The organism is Auritidibacter sp. NML100628 (genome assembly GCF_003185985.1).
GTDB classification, from domain to species: domain Bacteria; phylum Actinomycetota; class Actinomycetes; order Actinomycetales; family Micrococcaceae; genus Auritidibacter; species Auritidibacter ignavus.
Genome location: NZ_QHLP01000002.1, coordinates 200,248 through 226,888, shown reverse-complemented (window position 1 = coordinate 226,888; position 26,641 = coordinate 200,248). Strand labels below are relative to the sequence as shown.

The window sequence follows — 26,641 nt, the reverse complement described above, 5'->3', positions numbered from 1 at the left end:
GTTGCGGTATGCGTTCCTCACCGGTTCTCTCGGCTCTCACCCTGCTACTATCGTGCCGTAGCGGGGCCAAGGTGATGGACTAAACGCAACAACTTCACTTGAGGCCGGACCCCGTTACGGAGTATTGACTCACGGCCTGCCACAGCATTGAACTCACACAAAGCTTTCACAAAGGCAGGAACATCTCATGGAGAATCGTCAACAACCCTCGGGTATGAACATCGGCAAATACGTTCCCTTCCAGGACCACATCACTGTGGAGTTGCCGGACCGAACCTGGCCGGATCAGGTCATCACTAAAGCGCCCCGCTGGTGTGCGGTGGATCTGCGCGATGGGAACCAGGCCCTGATCGACCCGATGGGTCCGGCCCGTAAACTGGCCATGTTCGAGCTGTTGGTCGAGATGGGGTATAAGGAAATCGAGGTGGGCTTCCCCTCGGCCTCTGAAACCGACTTCCGTTTCGTCCGCCAGCTGATTGAAGAAGACCGCATCCCCGACGACGTCAGCATCCAGGTGCTCACCCAGTCTCGGGAACACCTGATTGAACGCACCTATGAAGCCGTGGAAGGTGCGCCCCGGGCCATCATCCACCTGTACAACTCCACCTCCATCGTCCAGCGCCGGGTCGTGTTCCGTGAAGACCGGGCCGGGATTATCGATATCGCCACCCAGGGTGCGCGGTTGTGTCGCAAATACGAAGACCAGCTGAAAAACACCGAGATTGTCTACGAATACTCCCCGGAATCCTTCACCGGCACTGAGCTGGAGTTCGCCGCCGAAATCTCCGAGGCCGTCATGGAGGTCTTGGAGGCCTCCCCAGACCGACAGATGATTCTCAACCTGCCGGCCACCGTGGAGATGGCGACCCCCAACGTCTACGCCGACTCCATCGAGTGGATGCACCGCAATCTGGCCCATCGCGACTCCATCATCCTCTCCCTGCACCCGCATAATGACCGCGGCACCGCGGTGGCCGCCTCCGAGCTGGGGTATATGGCCGGGGCCGACCGGATTGAAGGGTGCTTATTCGGTAATGGCGAGCGCACCGGTAACGTCGATCTGGTGACGTTGGGCATGAACCTCTACACCCAGGGCATCGACCCCGAGATCGACTTCTCCAATATGCCCAAGATCCGCCGAGTGGCCGAATACGCCAACCAGATGCCGGTCCACGCCCGCTCGCCCTGGGCCGGGGACCTGGTCTTTACCGCCTTCTCCGGCTCCCACCAGGATGCGATCAACAAGGGCTTCGACGCCATGGACGCCACCGCCGCCGAAAAGGGCGTGGACGTCAACGATCTGGTCTGGGAAGTGCCCTATTTGCCGGTGGATCCCCAAGACTTGGGTCGTAGCTACGAGGCCGTGATCCGTGTCAACTCCCAGTCCGGCAAGGGCGGGGTGGCCTACCTGTTGCGCTCCGAGCACCACCTGGACTTGCCACGGCGGGCCCAGATCGAATTCTCCCGGGTGATCCAAGACCTCTCCGACGCTCAGGGCGGGGAGATCTCCGGCGACCAAATCTGGGAGGTCTTCACCAAGGAATACCTGCCCAGCCCAGAAGAAGCCGACCGCTGGGGCCGCTACCAGTTCGTCTCCTCTTCTTCGACGACCACCGAGTCCGGCGAGTTCTCGATGACCGTGGAGATGATGGTCGATGGCACCGTCCACAGCCGTTCCACCGAGGGCAACGGCCCCATCTCGGCGATGGTGAAGCTCTTCCACGACGCCGGGGTGGATGTGCGCGTGCTGGACTACACCGAACACGCGCTGTCAGAAGGTGGCGAGGCCATGGCGGCCGCCTACGTCGAATGCGCGATTGGCGACCGCGTGCTGTGGGGCGTGGGCTTGGACCACAACACCTCCACCGCATCACTGAAAGCCGTCACCTCCGCGGTGAACCGCTTCATTCGGGATGAGGAAGCCACCGCTGAGTAAGACTCGTGGTGGATCCGGTGGTAGCCGATCGCGTCGTGCCGGGGCCAGCTATGTTGCTCAGAGCTACCGGTGCGATGCGATCGTGCTACGCACCTATAAACTCGCCGAGGCCGACCGGATTATTGTCGCACTGAGCAACACGCACGGCCAGATTCGGGCCGTGGCCCGCGGAGTGCGGCGCACCACCTCGAAGTTCGGGTCCAGCCTGGAACCATTTATGCACACCGGCCTGCAAGTAGTGCCCGGAAAATCCTTAGACATCATCGCCCAAACTCAAACCATCCACCCCTACGGGGCCATCATTGCCGCCGACTACGACTCCTACGGGGCTGCCTCCGCGATGGTCGAAACTGCCGAACGACTCACCCGAGCAGAGGACACGCCCACGACCGCCGAGCACTATCGACTGCTCTATGGGGCAATGGCCGCACTGGCCAAACACCAGCACCCGCCGCGGTTGATTATGGACTCCTACCTGCTCCGGGCCCTGGCGCTGGCCGGATGGGGTGCCCACTTCGGTGACTGTGTCTCGTGTGGGGCGCCGGGACCTCACGTGCAAGTCTCCATCCTGCTGGGTGGGACCGTGTGCTTCGACTGCCGGCCCCAGGGCGCGCTGGCACCCAGCCGGCAGGCCATCAGCCTGTTGGCCGCGCTGGCCACCGGTGACTGGGATGCTGCCGGGCAGGCGTTGGCCGATGCCACAGCCCACGAGCTGGACCCCAGTCGTGTCATCGAGGAGGCCTCCTCGATCGTGGCACAATATTTAAGATTCCATGTTGAACAAAACCTGCACTCGCTGCAGGTCATGAACCAGCGCGAGCTCTGACCCATCGGAAGGCCCTGTCCACCGTGACTCGTACCGACTACCTGGATCCCGCACCCCACCCCTCGGGAGCACAACCGCCACAACTTCCTGCCAAGGTGTTGCCCCGCCACGTGGGGATCGTGATGGATGGAAACGGTCGCTGGGCCAATCAGCGAGGACTGCCGCGCACCGAAGGGCACCGGGCCGGAGAAGCTGCGCTACTGGATGTGATGGCCGGTGCCCTCCAGCTGGGCATCGAATACGTCTCGGTGTATGCCTTCTCGACCGAGAACTGGAAACGCTCTCCCAGCGAGGTCCGGTTCCTCTTGGGCTTTTCGCGGGACGTCTTGCGTCGCCAACGCGACACGCTCAACAGCTGGGGTGTGCGCATCCGGTGGAACGGCCAACACGGGCGACTGTGGAACTCGGTGGTCAACGAGCTACGCGCCGCCGAGGAACTCACCCGGGACAACGACCGCTGTCAGCTGATGATGTGCGTCAATTACGGGGGACGCGCCGAGATTACCGAATCGGTCAAAACCATCGCCGCGCAGGTGGCTGCCGGGAAGCTGAAGCCACAGCACATTACTGAGGACACCATCAGCGCCCACCTGGATGAACCCGATGTGCCCGACGTAGATTTGTTTCTGCGCACCTCCGGAGAGCAGCGCACCTCAAATTTCTTGCTATGGCAATCTGCCTATGCCGAAATGGTCTTCACCGACACCCTTTGGCCCGATGTGGACCGCCGTACGCTGTGGGAAGCCGTCGAAACCTACGCCCGACGGGATCGTCGCTACGGCGTAGCCGTCGACCAGATCACCGGCCGGTAACCACCGCCGCAAGCCCAGCGGAGCAACGTTTAGACTTCCGGCCAGCCCAAGGCCCACTCCAACCAGGTGGTCGCCACGGTCAGCGCCTCCCGACGAACCTCGGGTGCTGAGGCAAAGACATCGTGGAGCGCATCGGTGATTTTTACCAGCGTCATCGTTCGTCCCAGGTGCGCGGCCCGGTCGGCCGTGACCTTGACATCAATCACCGCGTCAGCCCGTTGCACCTCGGGCTGATACTTCATGGTGAACTTCGTGTCCCGACTAGTCAGTACCAAAATCGGCTCCCGAATCTCTAGACCACTGGCCACCAGACGGTGTCCGGTCAGTACCGCGATTAGCCAGGTCCGCGGCACCCGAAACGAGTAGCGGGGCCGCCACAGCGGGTGCAGGTTCCACTCACCGTGCGCCTGGGCCGATAGTGACTGCCAGTAACTATCCGTGTGCGGCAGGTTCACCATCGAGTTCGGCGAGATCTTACTCAACGGCTCCATCACCGCCTGGGCCATGCCGCGCACCCACGAGTTGCCCTGCAACTCCAACCACGGCGAATTCATGATCAGCGCCCGGATCCGCCCCGGATGTCGCTGGGTCCACAGCGATAAGGTCAACGCCCCCGTGGAGTGCCCGAGCAGAACCGGCCGCTGTCCCGGATGCAACCGGTCCAGCACCGCCAGCCCGGCGCGAATCTCATCATCGTAATTGGACAGCGAGTCAATGAATCCCGGGGTTTGATAGCTCCGCAACGACCGGCCATATTTGCGCAAGTCCAGGGCGTAAAACCGGTAGCCGGCCTGCTCGAAGGCCTCGGCCTCATCGGCGTTAAAGAAATAATCCGACCACCCGTGTACCGAGAGCACCGGAATCGTGTCTGGTTCGGCGCTGCAGTTACGCCCGGGCACCGGGAGGCTCCAGTCAACGTCTGCCGGCGCACGGCGCACCAGGGTGGCCGAGACCGGGCCCTGGTCGTCATAGCCCAGGGGCAAAGATAGCCGTTGAAATCCCCGCATGATGTCGGGTTCCCACACCCCCGGGGCAGTATCGGTGAGGTAATCCGGAAGCTGATCTGGTGCAGGATGAATCGGTTGCTCGGACATACAGGACACCTTCGGCTGAATCAGGTCGCGGTCAGAGAGCAGGCGGAGAGGATCACGACGAGGCGAAACAGAATATGGTTCAATGATGGCATGACCGCTGAATCCACCGACTGGAACCTGTCTGGCACACCACGGATCTACCCGGAGGTCTTCCGGCTGGTCTTCCAGAACATGGAACCCGAGCGAGCACACGGGATCGGATTTCAGGCCATCCGTTCAGCGGAATCAACTGGTCTCTCTTTAGCGTACCGAAAGCTCGCTACTGCTGACCCGGCCCTGCGGACGCGGGTGATGGGCCTGGAGTTTCCCTCGCCCTTCGGGCTGGCCGCCGGATTCGATAAAGCAGGCCGGGGTACTGCCGCGCTGATGGACCTGGGCTTCGGGCACGTGGAAGTCGGCACCATCACCGCCCAACCACAACCCGGCAACCCGGCACCGCGAATGCATCGACTACCTCAGGACCAGGCCCTGATCAACCGTATGGGGTTCAACAACGCCGGGGCCCGCGTTATTGAACCCCGGCTGGCTGCAACGCGGAAAAAACTCACCCGCCGGTTTGGGACCCACCGCCCCATCCTCGGGGTCAACATTGGCAAAACCAAAGTGGTCGCACTCGACAACGCCGTGGAAGACTACCGCGAGTCCACCGATCGGCTGGCTCGCCACGCCGACTATCTGGTGGTCAACGTCTCCAGCCCCAATACCCCCGGTCTCCGGCAACTCCAGGCCGTGGAAGCGCTTCGTCCGATCCTGACGGCGGTGCGCGATCAGGCGCTGAAATCTACCGGCCGTCACGTGCCATTGGCGGTGAAAATCGCCCCCGATCTCGCCGATGAGGATGTGCTGGCGGTGGCTGACCTGGCCGGGGAACTCGGGCTGGACGGTTTGGTGGCCACCAACACCACGATCTCCCGTGAGGGCCTGATCACCGACCCGACCACCGTGGAGTCCTACGGCGGTGGGGGACTGTCCGGCAAACCCCTCAGCCAGCGCTCCCTGGATGTGCTCACCCTGTTGCGTGCCCACCTGGATGCCACCGGATCCTCGCTGGCCGTGATGTCCGTCGGGGGAGTGACCACCGGAGCGGATGTTATCCAGCGCCTGCGTGCCGGAGCTGACTTAGTGCAGGGCTATACGGCCTTCCTCTATCAAGGACCGCTGTGGGTCTACCGGATCAACCGGGATCTGCGCAATAACCTGAGCGCTTGGCGTCACGAGCGGGTTAGCGGGGGAATTCCCCACGCTTGACCTGGGGCTTCGGCAGGCGTAACCGGCGCAACTGCAACGCGCGCATGGCACCGTACCAGCGCACACCGCGCTCCAGCTCCCCAAATTTCTCGGTCAGACGTTTCTTCAGCTGGTGGCCGACCCAGAAGCCTTCGACCACCACGACCACGACCAGCACCATCAGGCCCACCGAAATAAAGACCTGGACCTCTGGAATCTGGACAAAAGACAGCAATAAGAACACCAGCACCATGATCATCAGCCACTCGCTAATCCCATAGCGGGCATCCACAAAGTCCCGGGCATAACGCCGCTGGGGACCCTTATCGCGATAGGGCATGTGCTTCTCATCGCCGGTCTCCATGGCACGACGCATTTTGGCGCGCTCTTCGGCGACCGCCTGGCGCTGGGCCCGTTTGGCCTCCTTGCGGTTATCCATAATCAGCGGGCGACGGTTGGCTGCCTCCTGATCACGACGTTTCGGGGTCGGGGCACCCTTAGCGGGGGTCGTCTTCGAGTTCTTCTTCTCCACCACCGGCTCGATGGTGGCCTCTACCTCGTCGACCTCAGCAGTCTTCTCAGTCTTCTTACGTCCAAACACGTCCCCTATTCTATGCGGAATCACCCTCACCCTCTGCCACCCGACCCGCACCAACAACTACTGTGGTGTTCATGGCCGATCACACTGAACTCACCGCTGACGATGCCACCGACTGGGTCACCGCTCACGCTGACCAGATTCTGCAACACCTCACCGAGCTGGTCGCGATCCCCTCCATCGCCTTTCCCGGCTACGACCGCACCGTGCTGGACACCTGCGCTGAAGCCGTGAAAGCCCTGATGACCCGGGCCGGTTTCGATGAGGTAGAGATCCTGAGCGAACCGCTGGATCCGAAGCAACCGGACGGCGACCGCGGTGGCCCGGCCGTGCTCGCCCGCCGGGCGCCGGCCCCGGGAGCCCCCACGATCCTGCTCTATGCCCACCACGACGTGCAACCCACCGGAGATCTGGCCCTGTGGGACACCGGCCCCTTCACTGCCACACGTATCGGCGACCGCCTCTACGGTCGCGGGGCCGCCGACGATAAAGCCGGGATTATGGTCCACGTGGCAGCGGTGACCGCACTCAACGAGCTACTGGGTACTGACCACGGGCTGGGGATCACCGTGCTGATTGAAGGTGAAGAAGAAGTCGCCTCACCGACCTTCCGCGCCTTCCTTGACCGCCACCGCGACAAGCTCGCCGCCGACGTGGTGGTCGTTGCCGACTCAGCCAACTGGGCCGAAGGCGTGCCCGCGATCACCAGCTCGCTACGCGGGGTGGTTGATGGCACCATTCATGTCAAAATCCTCGATCACGCGGTGCACTCGGGCCTGTTTGGGGGAGTGGTACTTGATGCGGCCACCGTGCTCTCCAAAGTTATTGCGACCCTACACGACGAGCACGGCGACGTGGCCATCCCCGGCCTGCACAAAACACCGGGTCAGGCCCAGGTGGACTACCCCGAAGAGGACCTGCGTGCCCAGGCCGGCATCGTGGACTCGGTGCGGTTAGCCGGCACCGGGTCGATTGCCGAACGACTCTGGCATAAACCCGCCCTGAGCATTTTGGGAACCGACCTACCGGAGCTCAACCACGCCTCAAATACCATCATCCCGCAGGCCCGGGCGAAGTTCTCACTACGCATCGGCCCCGGGGTGAACCCCGACGAGGCGATGCAACGCGTCCGGGAGCACGTGGAGTCCCTCGATATTTTCGGCGCCGAGATCACCCTGGAACCGGGCGAGAAAGGTTCACCATTTAGCACTGACCTCGACTCGGCCACCACCCAGCTGATGTTGTCCTGCCTGCGGGATGCTTTTGGGACCGACCCGGTCGCCACCGGTCTGGGCGGGTCCATCCCCCTGACCGGAGATCTCGCCGAAGTCTTCCCCGAAGCCACTATTTTGATCACCGGGGTGGAGGACCCAAATACCCGGGCGCACTCGGCCAACGAGTCCCTGTACCTTCCGGATTTCTACCGGTGCATTACCGCCGAAATCCTGTTGCTGGCCCGTCTGCTTAATCGGGCCAGATCGTGAACAATAGAACAATCCGCGCCGCTGGGTCAGTCGCTGGCGCTTAGCTCGGGCGGGTTGTTCTCGTTGGGGCTCAGCCCCAACTCGTCGGCGAGGTCCTGGAAATCCTCGACAACTTGTTGTTGTGCTTGTGCTGAGAGATCGTCCTCGAGGATTGAAAAGGTAGTCGTGTAGCGAAAACTGTCACCGCTACCGTAGGGCTCCGGACCGAGCTGAGGCTGGCCCTCGACCGTCCAGAGTTCATCACCGAAAGTCGCGACCTGTTTGCCATATCGTTGCGGCATTCCCCGCACCACTGTGTCAAGTTCGTCCAGGTGCTCCTCGGGGATGGTGACCGTACGCGGGCGGAAGATCGAGGCCATCCTAGCCAAGATCCTTTCTACGATAGTGCGGTCGTGCTGTTAACGCTTCTGAAAACGAACTTGTTCGGTAACCTATGACTCACGCTAACAATCATGTCTGTTTCAGCGGGCACACTGGGGGCGACGATCTACCAGGTGGTCAGGGGACCGTCGCTGAGACCCCGGGTTGCGCTCTGCGTGACAAAACACCCGCCCCGTTATAACAGAGTGTCTACAATGGAAGACAAAGCATCTGAGGCTATGGCTTCTGTGAGGGCGTCAGGCCCAGGTGCGACCTGATTGAACCATCCGATCTACGTGATCTCCTTGATCGATCTGAGAGAAGGCGGAAAATGACTACTGAAGCACAGGAACAGTCGTCCGTGAATCTGCCGCCGGCCGCACCTGCCGACGGGTTGCCCACCCACGAGGTCACCCTCAGTGATGTTGCGGCCGCGAAGGTCCGCGAGCTACTCACCCAAGAGGGCCGCGAAGATCTTCGGTTGCGCATCGCTGTTCAGCCCGGGGGTTGTTCCGGACTGATCTACCAGCTTTACTTCGATGAGCGCGTCCTTGACGGAGATGCCGTCCGCGATTTCGACGGCGTTGAGGTGATCGTCGATAAGATGTCGGTTCCGTATTTGATCGGCGCCAACATCGATTTTGAAGACTCCATCACCAAAGTGGGATTCACGATCGACAACCCAAACGCTGCAGGATCGTGCGCTTGCGGTGATTCCTTCCACTAACGGCTGAGGAACCAAGCCAGAGTGCAGTACCGAGGTACGGGACAGTAAATGACAGCGGACCAGACCATGAGCCCATGATCTGGTCCGCTGTCTCGTGTCATTGTTCACCCCAGGTGGTCCTGAGACTCTAAAATAGAAAACACCATAACGGTCTTGGTCTGTGCCCAGACTTCAGTCCGCTGAGGAAAACGGGGTACAGTTCTATATAGACACACTCGCACTGATTTGTAATGAAGAGGAAGGGCCGTCTGTGAGATCGCAGAATCAAGCCGGCAGCCACGGTAAACGGCTTCTCCAAGGAGGAGCGCTAGCCACCATCGGGTTGCTTGTTCTCACGGCATGTTCAGAACAAGTAAAGCGGGGCTGGCTACCAGGCAGCAACGACACCACGAACCACACGGAAGAACTGACCCACTTGTGGGTCGGCTCGTGGATCGCCGCCTTGGTGATCGGCGTGGCCGCATGGAGCCTGATGCTGTGGTGCATGATCGCCTATCGTCGTCGTAAGGAAGATCGTGGTTTCCCGCGTCAGAACGCCTACAACGTTCCGATGGAAACCATGTTCACTATCATCCCGATCATCTTGGTCCTCACCCTGTGGGGTTTCACCGACCGCGTGCAGCGCTCGGTCGACACTCCGGTTGAAGACTCCCCGCTGACCGTCACCGTTTACGGTAAGCAGTGGGCGTGGGACTTCGACTACGAATACGACGGCGAAGAGCGTCACTTCTACGGCGAGCAGGCTCACCTCGACGGGTCCGAGGGCGTCGAAGAAACCTTGCCGACCCTATATCTGCCGGTTGATGTTCCTGTCGAGTTCCGTCTGAAATCTCGTGATGTGGTCCACTCCTTCTGGATCCCAGCTTTCTTGCAGAAGCTCGATATGGTTCCCGGCCAGACCAACCATATGTACCTGACCCCTCAGGAAGAAGGGACTTTCCAGGGCAAGTGTGCTGAGCTGTGCGGTGAATACCACTCAGAAATGCTGTTTAACGTCGAAGTTGTCTCGGAAGAAGAATTCCGTGACCAACTCGAGCAGTTGCCTGAGGGTCGCTCCGGTGATGAGCTGAACCGTAACACCAACCAGAACGAAGACGGTCAGCAAGATGCTGAGATTCCGCTCGGTGACCCGGAACGGGTTGAGGAGTAATAACTATGACCACCTATGAATACACCCAGGATGACTCGCAGACTCGAGCTCAACCTCGAGTAGTTCCGGTATCCAAGGGGCGCATTGTCGTCAACTGGCTCACCACCACTGACCACAAGACGCTTGGGTACATGTACCTGATCACCTCCTTTGCGTTCTTCTGCATCGCCGGTGTGATGGCACTGTTGATCCGTGCCGAGCTGTTCAGCCCAGGTATGCAGATCCTGCAGACCAAAGAACAGTTCAACCAGCTGTTCACCATGCACGGAACCCTGATGTTGTTGATGTTCGCCACACCGCTGTTTGTGGGTTTCGCCAACGTGCTGGTGCCACTACAGATTGGTGCCCCCGACGTGGCCTTCCCTCGACTGAACGCCCTGGCCTTCTGGTTCTTCCTGTTCGGTTCGCTGATCGCCACCGCCGGGTTCCTGACGCCGCAGGGTGCAGCCTCCTTCGGTTGGTTCGCCTATGCGCCCCTGTCCAACACGACATTCTCACCCGGTGTGGGTGGTGATCTCTGGGTCTTTGGTCTGGCGCTACAGGGCTTCGGCACTATCATGGGTGGTGTCAACTTCATCACCACCATCATTAGTATGCGTGCTCCAGGTATGACCATGTGGCGTATGCCGATCTTCACCTGGAACACCCTGATCACCAGTATCCTGATCCTGATGGCCTTCCCGCCACTGGCCTCGGCGCTTTTCGCACTGGGTCTGGACCGTCGCTTTGACGGCAACATCTTCAACCCGGAGAACGGTGGTGCCATCCTCTGGCAGCACCTGTTCTGGTTCTTCGGACACCCCGAGGTCTACGTGATTGCCCTACCGTTCTTCGGTATTGCCTCAGAGATCATCCCGGTTTTCTCCCGCAAACCGATCTTCGGGTATAAGTCTCTGGTGTTTGCGACCACCGCTATCGCTGCGTTGTCTATGACCGTGTGGGCACACCACATGTACGTCACCGGTTCGGTACTGTTGCCGTTCTTCTCGCTGATGACCATGCTCATTGCGGTCCCGACCGGTGTGAAGTTTGTGAACTGGATCGGCACCATGTGGCGCGGATCCATTACCTTCGAGAACCCAATGCTGTGGACGCTGGGCTTCATGGTCACCTTCCTCTTCGGTGGTCTAACCGGTGTCATTCTGGCCTCCCCGCCGCTGGACTTCCACGTTTCCGACACCTACTTCGTGGTGGCACACTTCCACTACGTGATCTTCGGTACTGTGGTCTTCGCGATGTTCGCTGGCTTCTACTTCTGGTGGCCGAAGTTCACCGGAAAGATGCTCAACGAACGTCTGGGGAAAATCCAGTTCTGGATGCTGTTCATTGGCTTCCACGGGACCTTCTTGGTCCAGCACTGGCTGGGTGTCATGGGCATGCCTCGCCGTTACGCCGACTACATGCCGGAAGACGGTTTCACCGGTATGAACCAGTTCTCCACGGTCTTTGCGATGTTGCTGGGTGCCTCGATGATTCCATTCTTCTGGAACATCTACATCACCCACCGCAAGGCCAAGAAGGTCACCGTCGACGACCCGTGGGGCTTCGGTGGCTCGCTGGAGTGGGCAACCTCCTGCCCGCCACCGCGCCACAACTTCCACGCTCTGCCACGAATCCGTTCCGAGCGCCCGGCACTGGACCTGCATCACCCCGAGTTGCTCCCCAGTTCGCCGGATCCTGAGTCCTCATACCGTATCGACAAGGAAGGTGCACGGGCATGAAACCATCAATCGCCGTTTTCAACATCATTGGTGCCTTCTTCGTCATCGTCGCTGTGATCTACATGTTCGCCACGCGTTTTACCGAATGGGTTGGCATCCCGGCATTCTTTGCCCTAGCTGCGATGAGCTGGATGATCTCCTTCTACCTGTGGCTCACCGACCGGAAATTCAAGACCGGACCGTCCGATCGTGAAGACGGTGAGATCGAGGATTACTCCGGTACCTACGGCAGCTTTGCGCCGTGGAGCTGGTGGCCGCTTGGGCTGGGCGTGGCCTGCGCAGTCATTGTGCTCGGCGTTGCTGTTGGTTGGTGGATCTTTTTCATCGGTGCCGCACTGGGCTTGTTCTTCCTTATTGGATGGGTCTTCGAGTTCTCGACGGGGGAGCACGCCCACTAAGGCGAAAAATCAGCCCCGCCCAGTATGACGTGACAGACAAGGACCGGCCGTTATTCCCTTTGCTTGGCGGATAACGGCCGGTCCTTGTATATGTGGTGTTGACGGAGCCAATCCGTGCTGGCGTTGTATCTTGGGCTGAGCGGAGACGGCCAGGCTAGATCTTGACGACCATTTTCCCGGAGTTCTCTCCCCGCAGGAGCCCCAGGAAGGCATCAACGCTGTTCTCAATGCCGTTGACCACCGTTTCGTCGTAGGTCAGCTTTCCGTCTGCAAACCAGTTGCCGACCACAGTGTCGAATTCATCGCCGAGGTCGTCAGTGTAGTCTCCGACGATGAAGCCTTGAATGCGCAATTTCTGGCGCAAGACTTTGGTCATGTTGTCGGGCCCCGGTTGCGGTTCCGTGGCATTGTATTGACCGATCGCACCGCACATCGCGACGCGTCCGAACGGTGCCAGCACGTCGATGGCCGCCTCCAGGTGGTCGCCTCCGACATTATCGAAATACACATTGAGCCCATCGTCACCGATGACCTCGTTGACTTGCTCTCGAATCGGGGCGGCCTTGTAATCGATGGCTTCATCAAATCCGTATTTCTGGGTGATTAACGCACACTTTTCGGGTCCGCCCGCTGAGCCATATACCTTGCTGGCGCCCAGCAACCGTGCAAACTGGCCCACGGCGGTGCCCACCGCACCGGCCGCACCGGAGACGAAGACTGTTTCGCCTGGCTGTAATCGTGCGACACGCGTCAAACCAACATAGGCCGTTCTGCCGGGCATACCGAGTAGTCCGAAGTACAGCGATAAGGGGATGTCGTCGGATGCAGGATGAATCGGGCGAAAGATCTCGGAGGACCCCTGAGCAATATCGCGCCATCCCAGATTGTGGAGGACGATGGTGCCCTCGGGGAGATTGGGATCACGAGACTCGATGACGTGTCCTACAGCGCCACCGGTCATGACCTCGCCGACCTCATAGGGGGCTGAGTAGCTCTTGGCATCACTCATCCGTCCACGCATGTATGGATCAACCGAGATGAAATCATTGGCCACACGCACCTCGGTGTCGCCCAGATCGGGAAGGCCGATGGTGGCGGTCTCAAAATTGTCGTGGGTCGGGACGCCCTGCGGGCGCGATTGCAGATGAATCTGTGTACTGTTAATGGTCGTCATACCACCCAGCCTAGGCACAAACGCAAGACGAGTCACCCTTTACCTAAACGTACGAGACACAGCTGTGGCCCACGCCCCTCAACAGGGGAGTGGGCCACAGACTATGTTGGTGCCGGCTTAGCGCTCCAGCGAGTTGGTGTCCGAGGAGGCGTCGGTGATTTCCTCGTGACCGTGATCGTGGGCCTCGGCTTCAGCCAGCTCAGCACGGGACACCGGCTCGACGCGCTCTTCGAAGAGCAACCGTGCCAGGCCAGCGCGCATCTTCTCCATGCCACCGATCTTGCCCTTCTTATTGGGCTGAGCAGGAACCGGCTTCTGGGATTCGAAGGCCACCAACTCATAGAGACGGTAGTCGCTGACGCGTTCGTGTTTCTCGGAAAAGCCACCGCTCGGAGACATCTGAATGATACCGGCCTCACGACCGTGCAAGGCGATCTCGCGGTCCTTGCGTTGCAACGACAGACACACGCGACGGGTGATGATGAATCCAAGGATTGGGCCCAAGAAGTACAGCACGCGGAGCACGTAGGTCACGTCGTTGAGCGAGACGTGGAAGTGGGTAGCGATCAAGTCCGAGGATGCTGCTGCCCACATCACACAGTAGAAAATGACACCGGCAACGCCGACACCGGTACGACCCGGGGCGTTACGCGGACGGTCAAGAACGTGGTGTTCGCGGTTGTCCTTGGTGATCCAGCGTTCAATCCAGGGCCAGACGAACATCCCCAGGATCAACAAGGCCATTGGGATCAGCGGTGTCAACACGCCCATCGGCAAAGCGTTCTCACCCCACGGCGTGGGAATGTGCCACAGGAAGGAGTAGTCGCCGAGCATACCGGGCATCAGACGCAAAGCGCCGTCACCGAAGCCGACATACCAGTCAGGCTGGGTACCAGCCGACACCGGGGAAGGGTCATACGGTCCGTAGTTCCAGATCGCGTTCATCTGGAACAGGCCGGCAATCAGCGCCAGGATACCGAAGACGATGAAGAAGAACCCACCGGCTTTGGCAGCGTACACGGGGCCAATCGGGTAGCCCACCACGTTCTGCTCGCTGCGGCCAGGACCCGGGTACTGGGTGTGCTTGTGAGTGACCACCATGAACAGGTGGATTGCAATCAACAGGATCAGTAGACCGGGGATGACCATAATGTGCAAGGAGTACAACCGGCTGATGATGTCCTCGCCGGGGAACTCGCCGCCGAAGAGGAACATCGAGATGTAGGTACCGACAATCGGAACGGCCTTGATCATGCCGTCGACAATACGAAGACCGTTACCGGAGAGCACATCGTCGGGCAAGGAATAACCGGTGAAGCCAGCCAGGATGCCCAGCACCAGCAAAGTACAGCCCACGACCCAGTTCAGTTCGCGCGGGCGACGGAAGGCACCGGTGAAGAACACACGCAACATGTGGAAGGATAGCGAAGCCATGAACAGCAGAGCTGCCCAGTGGTGCAGTTGGCGCATAAACAGACCGCCACGAATATCAAAGGAGATATCTAGAGCGGATGCATAGGCTGCCGACATTTCCACACCGTAGAGCGGCTTATATGAACCCTCATAGGTCACGTGGGACATCGACGGGTCGAAGAAGAAGGTCAGGAAAGCTCCGGAGAGCACCAGGATCACAAAACTGTAGAGCGCGACTTCACCGAACAGAAAGGTCCAGTGGTCCGGGAACAGCTTGCGTCCGAACTCCTTGATGATCTTGGAGGCACCAACGCGAGTATCGACAAAGTTCGCGATCTTACCGGTGCGAGTGGATGCATTGTAATCGTGGACTGTTGTCATCGGTTCCTGTCACGCTCCCAATAGGCAGGTCCAACAGGCTCGTGGAAGTCGCTTTGGGCAACCAGGAAGCCTTCATCGTCAACGGTAATCGGTAGTTGCGGCAGCGCGTGGCTAGCCGGGCCGAAGATCACTTTGCACTCCTGCGTGAGATCGAAAGTTGACTGGTGGCAGGGGCACAGCAGGTGGTGGGTGTGCTGCTCGTACAGCGCCACCGGGCAACCAACGTGGGTGCAGATCTTGGAGTAGGCCACGATGCCATCAACGTTCCAGTCCTCGCGACCCTCGGAAATCTGCAAGTCTTCGGGGTTCAACCGCATCAACAGCACGACGGCCTTGGCCTTCTGGTTCAGCTTGTCGTGCTCGAGCTCCAGCAATCCTTCAGGAACCACATGGAAAGCCGAGCCGATGGTTACGTCGCTGGCCTTGATCGGGGTGCCGGTGATGTCGCGGACCAACCGGACGCCTTCGTCCCACATGGTGTGACGCAAACGCTCCACACCGAAGTTCTCAGCGACGTTATCCGAGCGGTTATCGGAGTCATCCAGATCGCGGAACATCGCGATAGCGGGTAACGGAGCCAGGGCGAGTGCACCGATGAGAGTATTGCGCAACAGCGGGCGACGCTTGATCTGGGACTCATCAACGACGTCGTTGACAATCTTGCGAGCTTCCTCTTGGTCCTCGGCGCTGGTGACCTCATGGCGGTCCTCGACCCATTCGTGGTCGGGCATCAGGGTTTTGGCCCAATGCACAATACCCACACCGATACCCAACATCGCGAAGGCCGTGCCAAGACCTAGTAGCGTGTTCTGCAAGCGCAAGGTGTCGAACCCGGTATCGGGGCCAATCTGACCGACACCGAAGTAGCCGATGAAGAAGACGATCGTGCCGATAATCGAGATGATGAACAGCACAGAGACTTGCCGTTCAGCTTTCTTGGCTTCTCGTGGATCCTCATCAGCAAGACGCCGCCGGTGTGGCGGCAGACCCGGGTTGTCGATTGCGTAACGACCCGAATCTTCCCCAGCGCGCTCGACGGTGCCCGATGTCTCGGGTCCTCCGTGGCGTTGCTCGCCCATAGATCTGATTCCTTTACTCGAGTGATGAATGTGCTTGTGTTGGGTTATCGGTAGCGCTCAGTGGTCACAGTGGTCAGGACGACCGCGAGGTCAGCCAGACCATGAAGCCGATGACCAGACCCAGCCCGGCAGTCCAAATGAACAGCCCCTCAGCAACCGGGCCCAGAGAGCCCAGGCTAAATCCACCGGGGTGGCCCTGGTTCTCAAATTCTTTCAGGTACGCGATCACGTCGCGCTTCTGATCGGGGGAAATATTGGCATCCGAGAACACCGGCATGTTTTGCGGTCCGGTCTGCATGGCCTCATAGATGTGTTTTTCTTCCACACCATGCAGGGTGGGCGCAAACTTACCGCGGGTCAAGGCACCACCGCCAGCCGAGGCGGCGTGGCACATGGCGCAGTTGACGCGGAAGATCTCGCCACCACGAGCGAGGTCAACGTCGTCGTGGTCGACGTCGAGGTATTCGTCCTCTGGCACAGCCGGTCCAGCACCCAAAGAGGCAACGTAGGCTGCCATCTGCTGGGTTTGTTCGTCATTGAATTGGGGCTGTTTCTGCTGAGCCTGCGGTCCGTGCATTTGCATCGGCATACGACCAGTACCGACTTGGAAGTCCACAGACGCAGCACCCACACCCACCAGCGACGGTGCAACGGAGGTGCCGGTGGCGTTCATGCCGTGGCAGGTGGCGCAGTTGGCGTTGAACAGTCGCTCGCCGGCAGCGACATCGGATTCGGAATACTCTTGAGCCGTCGTAGCGCTAGCAGTATTGAGGCTACTGGCCAACGCGTACAGGCCACCGGTCAACAGCAGCCCGATGAGGAGCAATGCGACGGCCACGGCGGGGTGGCGACGGTTCTGTGAAAGAGCCTTCACTGATGATTTCCTTACGTTTTTGTCAAGCCCGACGTGACATTTCCGGCTCGACGACCTCGGGGTGCGAATGGTGATTAAGTTTTACAGTCTTAGGTTACTGAAGGAAGTAGATAATTCCGAACAGCACCACCCAGACAACGTCCACAAAGTGCCAGTAGTACGACACCACGATAGCGGTCGTGGCCTCATGGTGTCCGAACCGCTTGGCCAAGAAAGCGCGACCGATCACGAACAGGAACGCGATCAGACCACCGACCACGTGCAAGGCGTGGAAGCCGGTGGTGATGTAGAACGCTGACCCGTAGGCGCTGGACGCGATGGTGACGCCGTGTTGAACCAGCTCGGCATATTCGAAGGACTGAACGGCGACGAAGACCGTGCCCATAATGAAGGTCAGCACGAACCATTCGACCATGCCCCATTTGCCGATATTGAAGACGCCTCCGGTGCGCCGGGGTTGCAGGCGTTCAGCAGCGAAAACACCAAACTGTGCTGTAAAAGAACTGGCGACCAGAATCAAGGTATTCACAGTCGCCAGTGGCACACTGAGCATCTCGGTGTTTTCCGCCCAGAGGGTCGGAGACGTCGAGCGCAGGGTGAAGTACATGGCAAACAGCCCGCCGAAAAACATAATTTCGGAGGCCAACCAAACAATGGTCCCGACCTGGACCAGATTCGGCCGGGAGGGGAAACCTGTGGTGGGGTGCGAGATGGTTTGAGTCGTAGTTGTCACCCTCTCATTATGGACTGAAAGTGGGCTCGTTCTCCAATCGTTGAGCCGTGTTTCACATGCAATTCCCGTGCCTCAGACCACATTGAACTGGCTTAGTGGCCCGGTTTTTCAGCGTTCTTGGAGGTTTTGGCGCCGTTACTATCAGTTTTTGAGATGACATGGAAGATGACAGCACCACAGTCGGCACGAGCTGGCAGGCCGTCAACCCGAGCAGAGCAGAGAGGCTAGAGCACAGAGGGTAGAGCAGAGAGGCTAGAAGACAGGCGAATAAACACACCGGGGGCCGAAGGTGTTGGCGGGTCGGTCACTCGCGCATACACGTGGCAGGGGACGGACTAGGATGAAACCGTGCACACCCAATCTAGCTCTTCCGACCTGACATGGCCCACCATTCTCACGTCGGTTATTAATAAAGAAGACCTTTCCGTTGATGTGGCCTCGTGGGCAATGACTGAGATGATGTCCGGCAACGCCTCGGACGCTCAAATCGCCGGTTTTTTGGTGGCTTTGGCCGCAAAAGGCGAGACGGTTGATGAACTGATGGGGCTGGCGAATGCAATGTTAGAGCAGGCCGCTGAGATTGAGCTCAGTCCCGATGCGGTAGATATTGTCGGCACCGGGGGAGACCGGCTGGGAACAGTGAACCTGTCGACGATGTCATCGTTGGTTGCAGTCGGGGCCGGAGCGAAAGTCATTAAGCACGGCAACCGCGGGTCGTCGTCGACCGCCGGGGCCGCTGACGTGATTGAGGCCCTCGGCGTGGATTTGACGATGGCGCACTCCCGCGCTGCCCAATGCTTGGAACGGGCCGGTATTACCTTCTTATTCGCTCAGGAATACCACCCATCGATGCGATATGTCGCGCCGACCCGCAAGCAACTGGGCGTGCCGACCGCCTTTAATTACCTCGGTCCGCTTTCTAATCCTGCCCGTCCCGATGCCCAAGCCCTAGGTTGCGCCAATGAGGCGATGGCACCGAAGTTGGCCGGTGTTTTGCGGGACCGCGGAACTCGCGGGATGGTTTTCCGCGGTTGCGATGGTCGAGATAAGATCACTACCTCGGGGCCGTCAACCATTTATGAAGTCCGCGACGGAAGCGTTGAACACTATGAACTGAACCCGCAAGATTTCGGGATCTCTCTTCAGCCGGTGGAAGCACTGGCTGGTAAGGATGGAGACTACAACGCCACGATCGTCCGGGATCTGCTGGCCGGTAAACCCGGCCCGGTTCGTGATGCGGTACTGCTCAATACCGGGGCGGGACTCACCGCCTACGACACCAAGAGTGAAGGCCACCTCTTTGAGCGGATTCAGAAAAATATGGCTCGGGCTGAAGAGGCCATTGACTCCGGTGCGGCAGCCGAGGTCCTCAACGCCTGGGTTGCCGTCTCACAGGGGGAGTAACGCCTGCGTTCTGCTACTCGTATCCCAGCGCGAAACCTTCTTCGAGGTCGTGCTGGGAGTAGGCGCGAAACGCCAACATCGTCTCTGTATCAACAATGCCCTGAACCTTGGAGAGACGATCGGAGATCAAATCTTCGAGGTCGTTGAATTCGCGAACACGCACAATGGCTACCAAGTCCCAGGATCCGGTCACCGAGTACACCTGAGCGACACCATCTTTATCGGCGAGCTTGGTTGCAATCTCCGGAATACGGTTCGTGTCGGTTTTAATCATCACGAACGCTGTCACCATAACGTTGTCTCCTTCAGTGTCTGCCAGCTCATGGCTGATCGATCCCAGTTTAGCCTGCTGTCGGGTTACTCCGTGGGGAATTGGTGAGGGCAAAGCTGATCAACTGCGAGATTCCTCGGCGACCCAGCAACAGCATCCCCACCACGAGCAGTGAGACCGTCACGAAACTCCAATGTGACCCGTCGGTGAAAATCAAGACGCGTAGAGCAACTCCAATAAACACCGTCGAAAGCCATACCACGATCCCAGCAGGCCAGAGGCGCTGCCAACTACGCCAAAACCCCGTCATCACGCTGGCAAACAGGCAGGCCAATGCAAAGGGGGTGGCCACCCGAAACAGTTCGGCGCCAGTGACGTCTTGCTCATGGGAGCGCATGCCTAGGGCGGCAAATCCTGTCACGAGTGCCAGATCAATCACCACCGCAACATACGGACGCCACCGAGCTCCCGGAGGAGTAGTTTCGGTGGATGTCACGGTCGATGAAGGGGAGTGGGCTGTCTGGGTCATGGTGCTGATTCCTTGAGATTCCTCGTCTCGCTATAGATAGCCTGTGCGACCTCTGCGACCAAGTGTACGGGGATTTGGCCCGGGGCCGAGGCAGCCTCTAAAGACGCAAAGGTAGCGGCACTGCCGAAAACCCCGCCGGCCAGTCGGGATCCGATCCCTAATGGACCCATAGCTACGGTGATTACCGGCTGTGCGAGGACAGAAGCAGCCTGATAGGTGGCTTCGTTGATACGGATCACATCTGCAGGCGATGTGGGGGTGACCGCGATTTTTGCCAGATCATAGCCCTCGCGACCCATGCTTTGTAAGCGGTCCAGAATGTCAAAGGTCGACGGTGTCTGCTCAAAGTCGTGGTACGAACCCACAGCGGCCACCTGGTTGGCCTGGAGTTGTTGGAGGGCTTCACGAGCAGTGGTCCGCGCCGTTTCAACATCAATAACAATCGCCCCCGGCGTCGAGGCCAGCGCGGTGACGACCTCAAGATAAGTTTCATCGCTGATCGCGGCCTGGCCACCTTCAGCGCTGGTGCGTAAGGTGGCTAGTACCGGAACTGAGTCAAAGAGTTCAATCAGTTCTTGATAGACGGTTGCGACCTTCAAAGGCTGGCCGTGTTTTCTGTAGAAATCAACGCGCCACTCGATAACCGACACCGCAGAAGAATCCGGATGTTGGCGCATTGATTCTGCCTGAGCCAGAATCTGCTGACGGCTCGTACCCATCAGCGGGGCAATGATGGCCGGATGAGTTGCGTGAAAGTGGGCGGTACCCAGCGTGAGACTGGGGTAGGAGGCGCGGGATGTTTCTTTCGACGCTGACATAGACAAAGGGGTCCTTCCGATAAAACGCCGATAATCTATTATGTCATGTTGAACGTATGGCCCAGGCTGGCAGTCTTCTGAGCTCCTGCGCTGCCACTCCCCGCGGCGAGGTGTTGGCCTGCACGACCACATTCGTCCATCAGGTCCACGGCAGGGCTGCGGCGATGGCTGCGGCAGTCTCTGACGGCTCGCGGTCGGAGAGCATGGTGCCCATGACCTTGACCAGCTCGTCGCGCTCCCAGTCGTTCATGGTGTTGCACCTGCCGCGGGCGTGCAGGTAGTCGTTGGTGCGCTCCAGGTTGGAGGCGGTGAGCCGGCCGGTGACCTGCGGCGGGGTTGTTGGGCTTGGCCTCGGCCTCGGTGAGCCCGTTGTGCAGGCTCGGCTCGTAGTTGACGTGCGGGTTCTGCCCGGGGGCTAGGTCCACTGAGTAGCTCATCTCGCCGCCGCGCTGGTTGGTGTGCACCCGCCCCTTGACTCCCTTGGGCTGGTTCACCGGCAGCTGCAGGTAGTTCGGGCCCACCCGGTAGCGCTGGGTGTCGGAGTAGCTGAAGGTCCGGCCGACGAGCATCTTGTCATCGGAGAAGTCCAGACCGTCCACCAGCACGCCGGTGCCCATGGCGATCTGTTCGCTCTCATTGTGGAAGTCCTCCACGTTGCGGTTCAGCGTCATGGTGCCCACATGCCGCAGCGGGAAGTCGTTCTCCGGCCAGATCTTGGTGTCGTCCAGCGGATCCCACTCCAGCTCCGGATGGTCATGGTCCTCCATCAGCTGGACGTAGAGGTCCCACTGTGGATAGTCGCCGCGCTCGATGGCCTCATAGAGGTCCTTCGAGGCTGAGCCGAGGTCCTGGCCCTGCACTTTGGCGGCCTCCTCCTCGGTCAGGGAACACCCTGGGCAATCTGTCCTCCACTATGATCGGCGGCCGGCTGGTCAACGGCCTGGGGGAGGAAGTCCCCTTCGGCGTCGACGCAGATGCCGGCGTCGCCGATCCCCTGGTGCGCGCGGCACAGGTCTCCCTCGGTGCGCTGGGGATCCTCACCTCACTGACCCTGCAGCTGGAGGAGGCCCACCAGCTGCACCGGCAGAACTGGATCACCCATATCGATTGGGTGTTGGAGCACTTCGCCGAGCTGATCGAGACCAACCGCAGCGTGGACTTCTACTGGTACCCGCGCAGCGACCTCGCCCAAGTCCGCATGCTCAACAAGCCGGGTCAGGAGCCGGAGATAACGCCGCCGGGGAGGCTGAAGACCGACCAGACCGGTCCTAACTACCAGATCATCCCCAACGACCGGATGCTGAAGTTCGAGGAGATGGAGTACATGCTCCCGCTCGACACGCAGCTGGCCGCCTTCCAGCAGATTCGGGAGCGCATCAAGTCCGGGCACCGGGCCCAGGTGGGCTGGCGGGTGCTGGTGCGCACGATAGCCGCCGATGACGCGATGCTCTCCAATGCTCACGGCCGCCCCACTATGACCATCGCGCTGCTGCAGAACCACACGTTGCCGTACAAGGACTACTTCGACGATATCGAGCCGATCTTCTGGGACTGCGGAGGCCGCCCTCACTGGGGAAAGAAGCACACCCTGAAAGCGCCGCAGCTGGCAGAGATGTACCCCGAATGGGAGAGCTTCCAGCAGATCCGGCGGCAGATGGACCCCCAGAGCGTACTGCTCAACGGCTACCTGCGCGAGATCCTCGGAGAGGAGGCGATCTGATGGCGTTTGCCGGACGACGCCGTCAAGGCGGTCCTGAACCGGGAGCAGCGCTGGGGCGGACTCACTGGGTGTTCTCCGCCGGATTCGCCCCCAGCCAGTCCACGGGCTCAGAACCGGAGTTCACCAGCCGCAATACGCTCTGCCTGCTGAACACCGGCGACGACGATGCCTGCCTGCAGCTGATGATCTACTACCAGGATCAGGAGCCGGTGGGTCCTTTTGAGCTGACAGTGCCGGCCCGCCGGGTGCTGCACCAGAGGATCAACGATCTCATAGACCCGCAGGCCGTGCTTCTGGATGCTCCCTATGGGATGGTGCTCAGCTCCGACCTTCCGGTGGTTGCTCAGCTGTACTACCTCGATTCCCGGGGCGGGCACCTGGCAGTCTCCCACCTCAACCCATTGCCGTTGGACTAGGGACAGTGCGGCCTCGTTCGCCCTGGAAACGGCAAGTATGAGCCGCATCGGCGGACAGCAGAATTGGCCTGCGTGTGCTCAGAAAGATTTTGCGAGCTTAACGCGACCTCAACACACAGTAAGAGTTTGCGCAGAAAATTGAGGTGAATCTTGGCGCCTGTTCAGGTCCTGTGTAACGTCCTGTGTCGCCACTGGATCCATAATGCAGCTGCATTGGCCACAGGAAACATCGTAAAAATTTGAATTACTCTAAGAGTGAGGATTGGGGACCAACGTGTCAACAAGAGTCGCTGATTTCGTAAACAGCCAGGACCTGGGAGAGCTCAAGAGCGGTTTCCGTCGGGAAGCTAGCCCTGTCATGGCAACGCCGGCCGCCGTGGTTGGCGCTCTGCTCGGCAAGAAGGTGGTCGGTGCCGCTGCCGCTGGAGTCACCGGTGTGGGTGCCGCCTACACAGTGGGCCGAGTCGTCAACTGAGCCCACTGCAGGCGAGGTCCTTCAAATTTGTACTAATTCATGCGCCGTGAAGTTGCGCCTTGAATTAGTGCTACGCGTGAATTAATACTCGTGAAGGGAAGTATAAGTGGAACACATAATCGAAAAGGTTGAGAGGGAAACTGAGCCGCAGCTGAGCGAGCACAGTTCAATGCGCAACCCGGGGCTCGACCCGGTCATGGCGACCCCGGCAGCGTTCGTCGGCGCCGCCGGATACGCATGGATCACGCTGCAGGCCTATGACATGGGGCGTGAGCATGCCGGAGCCAACGGCTGACCCCCTGCTCGGGGCTCGCAACTGGTCAGCAGGCACCCCTTGCTGATCAGGTCTTTCCGGAGGGTTGTGGGGGTGCACGCAACTGCGTCCCCACAACCCTCTACCCCTCACACGCACTCTGCTTCAGAAGGACATCCCGTGAAACTGGTCCGAAAGATCTTCTCTGCCGTTTTCAGTCCGATTCCGCTGACCCGGGATCGCGCCCTGGGCATCTCTGAACGGCTCGTGGCCGCTACCACCCTGACCTCCTCCCTGGAATACCTCAGCCAGCGTCGCCACCTGGACAAGGGCGGCCTCAACGACTGGGACATCATGCGCTCCGAGGAGGCAGTCAACAACCCGCTGTTCCGCTCAGTGCTGGACGTCATCGGACGGCGCAAGGTCACCCTGGGTCTGCAGACAGCCCGCGCCGCCCTCAGCGTGGCAATGATGCTGCCAGGCAATAGCCGCTGGCGCGGAGCAGGAAACCTTGCCCTCGGGGGCATGACGGCCATCCTCTATCCGCGGCACCGGTTCGGCACTGACGGATCCGATCAGGTCTCCCTGCTGGTCCAGACCGCAGCCGGAGCTGCACGGCTGAGCACCTCCACACAGACCAGAGACGCTCTGCTGTGGTACATCGCAATCCAGGCGAACCTCTCCTACGCGGCCTCCGGCTGGGTGAAGCTGCTGGGCGACAAATGGCGCAACGGTGAAGCCCTGCCAGGAGTGATGCGCACCAAGACCTACGGATTCGAGAAGGTTTACCGCTGGGCGAAGCAGCACCCACGAGCCTCACGCTATGCCCAGCATGCAGTACTGGCCATGGAATGCCTCTTCCCGCTGGTCTACATCGGCTCGGGCAGGCTGGTGCGGCCCTTCCTCGCGTCAGCGGCGAGCTTCCATGTGGTCAACGGATTCGTCATGGGGCTGGGTCGCTTCATGACAGCGTTCCCATCCATGCACCCATTCGTGGCCTACACCGCAATGCCCAAGTCTCTGCCGGAAGCCGCTGATCGGGACGACAGATTGGTTCGCACCGCGCTGACAGTGCTGGCCGGTGCGATTGCGTATTCCGGCGCAGTAGCCGCCCAGAAGCGCATGAAGACACTCCAGGGGTGGGATACTTCCCGGATCATCACCACCCGTCACGGGAACCAGCTACAGTTCGAATCGGGAGGAACGCACGACGGCGACTCACCGATCCTGCTGTTCTGCACTGGGCTTGCCTCTACCTCAGAGCACTTTGCCTGGATCAGCGAAAAGATGATCACCGAGACGGACTGCGGCCTCATCGTCTACGCCCGGGCGGGCTACGCCGGCAGTCAGCGGTACTGCCGTCGGGACTATATCCTCCATGAATCTGTGGACGACTTGGTGGATCTGATCCACACCGTCACCGCGCTGAACGACCGCAAAGTCGTCCTGGTCGGACACTCCCTGGGTGGAGAGTTCGCGCGCCGAGCTGCCGGCCAGGTTGCCCCAGAGCGCCTGGCTGGGGTGGTGTATCTGGACCCCTCCCATCCCGCGGAGTTCCAGCGCTCGGAGGCTCAGAGCCTCGGGGCCCGGAACCTGCAAGGCGCCCTGACCACCGCGGCATGGGCGCTGCGACTGGGAACCGGCGTTCTGATGAGCCGGCCCCGGTGGTTGGACAGCCTGCCCCTCGCCTACCGGGACAAGGTCTACGCTCAGTACTCTGACGCCCGGCTGTGGAGGGCTGCCGCACGCGAATGGCGCGCCGTGGAGAAAGAGTTCCGTGAGTATGACGCCGAGATGCCCGCCCTGAAGATTCCAGGTCTGGTTCTCGCTGCCCAAAATACCGTGGACCGGGATCCTGAGCAGCTCCTGATGTACCACGAGCTGGCGAAGTCCCATCAGGATGCCTCGGGCAGCCATGAGGTCAGTGTTATCGAAGGAGCCGACCACGACAGCATCCTCACCAATGCCCGTCACGCCCATCTGGCTGCCGCCCGGATCATCGCTTTCCTGCAGGAGCACTGCGGAATCCACGTCGGCGGTGTCGACCATTCTGCGGACGCGGAGTCGCTCGCCGAGGATGCACCCGCCAAGACACTGGAAAGCGAGGAAGCCCAGGTATGAAACCCGCATCCACATTGAAGTCTCTGTTCACCGGACCCGGCGCCGCTGCCCGAATCGGTGCCTCCGCGATGCTGGTGGCCACTCTAGCCACCCAGCATCCCAACCCTGTGTTCAACCGCATACAGGTGCGCGACCACTTCTCTGTTCTGCCGAACTGGAAGTTCTTCGCTCCGAATCCTGCCACCCACGACTATCACTATCTGTACCGGACCCTGGACGTGGAAGGAAACACGTCGCGATGGCGTGATATCGAGCTGATTGCCGACCGGAAGATGCACCAGGCCATCTGGTTCGCCAGTCGCCGCAGCGAAAAGGCGGTGTTCGACGTCTGCAGTGAGATCCTGCAGCGCATGGACAAAGGGTTCGATGCCATCAAGTCCACCGCCTCCTACCGGCTGCTGGTCGAGTTCATCCGGCGCGAGATCCGCGAGAGCTCGTCAGACGTGAGTTCGATCAAGGGCTTCCAAATTTCGATGGTGCGAGCCAGCGGGCACGATCACGAGGAGGAGCCCGAGATTCTCTTCGTCTCGCCGTATGTGCCCATGGACGCCTCCGGCGAGCGCGCCCTGATCCCCATCCCATGAACCGCAGAAGCGGCGACGGCGCGGCCGTTGAGGAAGGACGGACACAGTGACTACGACAGTGCA

28 protein-coding genes are annotated in these 26,641 nt (G+C 60.1%); 16 read left to right on the top strand and 12 right to left on the bottom strand.

The features are described 5' to 3' along the window. Window positions 1-187: 187 nt before the first annotated feature. The 3 genes from leuA to DCC24_RS02795 are packed head-to-tail and all read left to right on the top strand — an operon-like array spanning window position 188 to window position 3,574. On the top strand, window positions 188-1,936 hold the full coding sequence (leuA, locus tag DCC24_RS02805) for a 2-isopropylmalate synthase (RefSeq protein WP_110098384.1): 1,749 nt from the start codon (window positions 188-190) through the stop codon (window positions 1,934-1,936). Further along, a complete protein-coding gene (recO, locus tag DCC24_RS02800; RefSeq protein ID WP_110098383.1) occupies window positions 1,914-2,762 on the top strand; it encodes a DNA repair protein RecO in 849 nt (282 codons plus the stop codon). Before leuA ends, recO begins: the two co-directional genes overlap by 23 nt. 23 nt (window positions 2,763-2,785) lie before the next feature. Then, a complete protein-coding gene (locus DCC24_RS02795; protein WP_233487867.1) occupies window positions 2,786-3,574 on the top strand; it encodes an isoprenyl transferase in 789 nt (262 codons plus the stop codon). Window positions 3,575-3,603: 29 nt separating this feature from the next. Here the strand turns inward: DCC24_RS02795 and DCC24_RS02790 are convergent, their stop codons facing one another. Beyond that, a complete protein-coding gene (locus tag DCC24_RS02790) occupies window positions 3,604-4,668 on the bottom strand; it encodes an alpha/beta hydrolase (protein WP_110098381.1) in 1,065 nt (354 codons plus the stop codon). 90 nt (window positions 4,669-4,758) lie between these two features. Between DCC24_RS02790 and DCC24_RS02785 the strand changes: the two genes are divergently transcribed. Further along, a complete protein-coding gene (locus DCC24_RS02785; RefSeq protein WP_110098380.1) occupies window positions 4,759-5,916 on the top strand; it encodes a quinone-dependent dihydroorotate dehydrogenase in 1,158 nt (385 codons plus the stop codon). Here DCC24_RS02785 and DCC24_RS02780 read toward each other — a convergent pair. Next, window positions 5,891-6,496: a DUF3043 domain-containing protein gene (locus DCC24_RS02780; RefSeq protein WP_110098379.1), complete on the bottom strand. Its 606-nt coding sequence runs from the start codon at window positions 6,494-6,496 to the stop codon at window positions 5,891-5,893. The genes DCC24_RS02785 and DCC24_RS02780 overlap by 26 nt on opposite strands. Window positions 6,497-6,567: 71 nt before the next feature. Between DCC24_RS02780 and DCC24_RS02775 the strand changes: the two genes are divergently transcribed. Further along, window positions 6,568-7,977 carry a M20/M25/M40 family metallo-hydrolase gene (locus DCC24_RS02775; protein WP_110098378.1) on the top strand — a complete coding sequence of 470 codons (1,410 nt, stop codon included), beginning with the start codon at window positions 6,568-6,570 and terminating at the stop codon, window positions 7,975-7,977. Window positions 7,978-8,003: 26 nt separating this feature from the next. Here the strand turns inward: DCC24_RS02775 and DCC24_RS02770 are convergent, their stop codons facing one another. Beyond that, the gene (locus DCC24_RS02770) at window positions 8,004-8,336 is read right to left on the bottom strand and encodes a hypothetical protein (protein ID WP_110098377.1); all 333 of its coding nucleotides are present in this window, start codon (window positions 8,334-8,336) and stop codon (window positions 8,004-8,006) included. Between the two features lie 332 nt (window positions 8,337-8,668). Between DCC24_RS02770 and DCC24_RS02765 the strand changes: the two genes are divergently transcribed. The 4 genes from DCC24_RS02765 to DCC24_RS02750 all read left to right on the top strand — a co-directional run bounded on the left by DCC24_RS02765 (window position 8,669) and on the right by DCC24_RS02750 (window position 12,333). Next, a complete protein-coding gene (locus DCC24_RS02765) occupies window positions 8,669-9,064 on the top strand; it encodes an iron-sulfur cluster assembly accessory protein (RefSeq protein WP_110098376.1) in 396 nt (131 codons plus the stop codon). Window positions 9,065-9,314: 250 nt separating this feature from the next. Continuing rightward, the gene (gene coxB, locus DCC24_RS02760) at window positions 9,315-10,214 is read left to right on the top strand and encodes a cytochrome c oxidase subunit II (protein WP_110098375.1); all 900 of its coding nucleotides are present in this window, start codon (window positions 9,315-9,317) and stop codon (window positions 10,212-10,214) included. Between the two features lie 5 nt (window positions 10,215-10,219). Continuing rightward, window positions 10,220-11,935 carry a cytochrome c oxidase subunit I gene (gene ctaD, locus DCC24_RS02755; protein ID WP_110098374.1) on the top strand — a complete coding sequence of 572 codons (1,716 nt, stop codon included), beginning with the start codon at window positions 10,220-10,222 and terminating at the stop codon, window positions 11,933-11,935. Beyond that, window positions 11,932-12,333 carry a cytochrome c oxidase subunit 4 gene (locus DCC24_RS02750; protein ID WP_110098373.1) on the top strand — a complete coding sequence of 134 codons (402 nt, stop codon included), beginning with the start codon at window positions 11,932-11,934 and terminating at the stop codon, window positions 12,331-12,333. Before ctaD ends, DCC24_RS02750 begins: the two co-directional genes overlap by 4 nt. A 154-nt stretch (window positions 12,334-12,487) precedes the next feature. Here DCC24_RS02750 and DCC24_RS02745 read toward each other — a convergent pair whose 3' ends face one another. The 5 genes from DCC24_RS02745 to DCC24_RS02725 all read right to left on the bottom strand — a co-directional run bounded on the left by DCC24_RS02745 (window position 12,488) and on the right by DCC24_RS02725 (window position 17,987). Beyond that, window positions 12,488-13,507: an NADP-dependent oxidoreductase gene (locus DCC24_RS02745; protein ID WP_110098372.1), complete on the bottom strand. Its 1,020-nt coding sequence runs from the start codon at window positions 13,505-13,507 to the stop codon at window positions 12,488-12,490. A 117-nt stretch (window positions 13,508-13,624) separates the two neighbouring features. Further along, entirely contained in the window at window positions 13,625-15,301 is a 1,677-nt protein-coding gene (locus DCC24_RS02740; RefSeq protein ID WP_110098371.1) for a ubiquinol-cytochrome c reductase cytochrome b subunit, read from the bottom strand. Continuing rightward, window positions 15,298-16,380, bottom strand: a complete 1,083-nt coding sequence (locus tag DCC24_RS02735) for a ubiquinol-cytochrome c reductase iron-sulfur subunit (RefSeq protein ID WP_110098370.1) — start codon at window positions 16,378-16,380, stop codon at window positions 15,298-15,300. The genes DCC24_RS02740 and DCC24_RS02735 overlap by 4 nt, the downstream gene beginning before the upstream one ends. Window positions 16,381-16,453: 73 nt before the next feature. Further along, window positions 16,454-17,254 carry a c-type cytochrome gene (locus tag DCC24_RS02730; protein ID WP_110098369.1) on the bottom strand — a complete coding sequence of 267 codons (801 nt, stop codon included), beginning with the start codon at window positions 17,252-17,254 and terminating at the stop codon, window positions 16,454-16,456. Window positions 17,255-17,348: 94 nt separating this feature from the next. Next, a complete protein-coding gene (locus tag DCC24_RS02725) occupies window positions 17,349-17,987 on the bottom strand; it encodes a heme-copper oxidase subunit III (RefSeq protein WP_233491952.1) in 639 nt (212 codons plus the stop codon). A 348-nt stretch (window positions 17,988-18,335) separates the two neighbouring features. On the opposite strand from DCC24_RS02725, the gene trpD reads away from it, so the two are divergent. Then, entirely contained in the window at window positions 18,336-19,391 is a 1,056-nt protein-coding gene (trpD, locus tag DCC24_RS02720; protein WP_110098368.1) for an anthranilate phosphoribosyltransferase, read from the top strand. Between the two features lie 13 nt (window positions 19,392-19,404). On the opposite strand, the gene DCC24_RS02715 is transcribed toward trpD, so the two are convergent. From DCC24_RS02715 to DCC24_RS02700, 4 genes are read right to left on the bottom strand one after another with little or no spacing between them, the layout of a single operon-like run. Then, the gene (locus tag DCC24_RS02715; protein WP_110098367.1) at window positions 19,405-19,683 is read right to left on the bottom strand and encodes an Lrp/AsnC family transcriptional regulator; all 279 of its coding nucleotides are present in this window, start codon (window positions 19,681-19,683) and stop codon (window positions 19,405-19,407) included. A 49-nt stretch (window positions 19,684-19,732) separates the two neighbouring features. Then, window positions 19,733-20,191 carry a DUF3054 domain-containing protein gene (locus DCC24_RS02710; RefSeq protein ID WP_110098366.1) on the bottom strand — a complete coding sequence of 153 codons (459 nt, stop codon included), beginning with the start codon at window positions 20,189-20,191 and terminating at the stop codon, window positions 19,733-19,735. Further along, window positions 20,188-21,009 (bottom strand): type I 3-dehydroquinate dehydratase, encoded by an 822-nt coding sequence (gene aroD / locus DCC24_RS02705; RefSeq protein ID WP_158278462.1) that lies wholly within the window; start codon window positions 21,007-21,009, stop codon window positions 20,188-20,190. Before aroD ends, DCC24_RS02710 begins: the two co-directional genes overlap by 4 nt. 38 nt (window positions 21,010-21,047) lie before the next feature. Further along, window positions 21,048-21,869 carry a catalase gene (locus DCC24_RS02700; protein WP_199223094.1) on the bottom strand — a complete coding sequence of 274 codons (822 nt, stop codon included), beginning with the start codon at window positions 21,867-21,869 and terminating at the stop codon, window positions 21,048-21,050. Window positions 21,870-21,922: 53 nt separating this feature from the next. On the opposite strand from DCC24_RS02700, the gene DCC24_RS02695 reads away from it, so the two are divergent. The 6 genes from DCC24_RS02695 (at window position 21,923) to DCC24_RS02675 (ending at window position 26,578) form a co-directional block, all read left to right on the top strand. Beyond that, the gene (locus DCC24_RS02695; RefSeq protein WP_110098364.1) at window positions 21,923-22,729 is read left to right on the top strand and encodes a D-arabinono-1,4-lactone oxidase; all 807 of its coding nucleotides are present in this window, start codon (window positions 21,923-21,925) and stop codon (window positions 22,727-22,729) included. Further along, window positions 22,729-23,145 carry a sensory rhodopsin transducer gene (locus tag DCC24_RS02690; protein ID WP_110098363.1) on the top strand — a complete coding sequence of 139 codons (417 nt, stop codon included), beginning with the start codon at window positions 22,729-22,731 and terminating at the stop codon, window positions 23,143-23,145. Before DCC24_RS02695 ends, DCC24_RS02690 begins: the two co-directional genes overlap by 1 nt. Before the next feature lie 274 nt (window positions 23,146-23,419). Further along, the gene (locus DCC24_RS11940; protein WP_146206258.1) at window positions 23,420-23,620 is read left to right on the top strand and encodes a hypothetical protein; all 201 of its coding nucleotides are present in this window, start codon (window positions 23,420-23,422) and stop codon (window positions 23,618-23,620) included. 106 nt (window positions 23,621-23,726) lie between these two features. Continuing rightward, the gene (locus tag DCC24_RS02685) at window positions 23,727-23,915 is read left to right on the top strand and encodes a hypothetical protein (protein ID WP_110098362.1); all 189 of its coding nucleotides are present in this window, start codon (window positions 23,727-23,729) and stop codon (window positions 23,913-23,915) included. A gap of 138 nt (window positions 23,916-24,053) precedes the next feature. Continuing rightward, window positions 24,054-25,994, top strand: a complete 1,941-nt coding sequence (locus DCC24_RS02680) for an alpha/beta fold hydrolase (RefSeq protein ID WP_110098361.1) — start codon at window positions 24,054-24,056, stop codon at window positions 25,992-25,994. Further along, window positions 25,991-26,578 carry a hypothetical protein gene (locus tag DCC24_RS02675; RefSeq protein ID WP_110098360.1) on the top strand — a complete coding sequence of 196 codons (588 nt, stop codon included), beginning with the start codon at window positions 25,991-25,993 and terminating at the stop codon, window positions 26,576-26,578. Before DCC24_RS02680 ends, DCC24_RS02675 begins: the two co-directional genes overlap by 4 nt. Window positions 26,579-26,641: the final 63 nt, after the last annotated feature.

Bases quoted from the DNA above. Each gene is read 5' to 3' on its own strand.
- ctaD (WP_110098374.1), top strand. From the start codon at position 10,220: ATGACCACCTATGAATACACCCAGGATGACTCGCAGACTCGAGCTCAA.
- DCC24_RS02775 (WP_110098378.1), top strand. From the start codon at position 6,568: ATGGCCGATCACACTGAACTCACCGCTGACGATGCCACCGACTGGGTC.
- leuA (WP_110098384.1), top strand. From the start codon at position 188: ATGGAGAATCGTCAACAACCCTCGGGTATGAACATCGGCAAATACGTT.
- DCC24_RS02745 (WP_110098372.1), bottom strand. From the start codon at position 13,507: ATGACGACCATTAACAGTACACAGATTCATCTGCAATCGCGCCCGCAG.
- DCC24_RS02740 (WP_110098371.1), bottom strand. From the start codon at position 15,301: ATGACAACAGTCCACGATTACAATGCATCCACTCGCACCGGTAAGATC.
- DCC24_RS02770 (WP_110098377.1), bottom strand. From the start codon at position 8,336: ATGGCCTCGATCTTCCGCCCGCGTACGGTCACCATCCCCGAGGAGCAC.
- DCC24_RS02690 (WP_110098363.1), top strand. From the start codon at position 22,729: ATGGCGTTTGCCGGACGACGCCGTCAAGGCGGTCCTGAACCGGGAGCA.
- DCC24_RS02715 (WP_110098367.1), bottom strand. From the start codon at position 19,683: ATGGTGACAGCGTTCGTGATGATTAAAACCGACACGAACCGTATTCCG.
- DCC24_RS02765 (WP_110098376.1), top strand. From the start codon at position 8,669: ATGACTACTGAAGCACAGGAACAGTCGTCCGTGAATCTGCCGCCGGCC.
- DCC24_RS02735 (WP_110098370.1), bottom strand. From the start codon at position 16,380: ATGGGCGAGCAACGCCACGGAGGACCCGAGACATCGGGCACCGTCGAG.
- DCC24_RS02710 (WP_110098366.1), bottom strand. From the start codon at position 20,191: ATGACCCAGACAGCCCACTCCCCTTCATCGACCGTGACATCCACCGAA.
- DCC24_RS02785 (WP_110098380.1), top strand. From the start codon at position 4,759: ATGACCGCTGAATCCACCGACTGGAACCTGTCTGGCACACCACGGATC.
- DCC24_RS02695 (WP_110098364.1), top strand. From the start codon at position 21,923: ATGATCGGCGGCCGGCTGGTCAACGGCCTGGGGGAGGAAGTCCCCTTC.
- DCC24_RS02790 (WP_110098381.1), bottom strand. From the start codon at position 4,668: ATGTCCGAGCAACCGATTCATCCTGCACCAGATCAGCTTCCGGATTAC.
- recO (WP_110098383.1), top strand. From the start codon at position 1,914: ATGAGGAAGCCACCGCTGAGTAAGACTCGTGGTGGATCCGGTGGTAGC.
- DCC24_RS02750 (WP_110098373.1), top strand. From the start codon at position 11,932: ATGAAACCATCAATCGCCGTTTTCAACATCATTGGTGCCTTCTTCGTC.
- aroD (WP_158278462.1), bottom strand. From the start codon at position 21,009: ATGTCAGCGTCGAAAGAAACATCCCGCGCCTCCTACCCCAGTCTCACG.
- DCC24_RS02675 (WP_110098360.1), top strand. From the start codon at position 25,991: ATGAAACCCGCATCCACATTGAAGTCTCTGTTCACCGGACCCGGCGCC.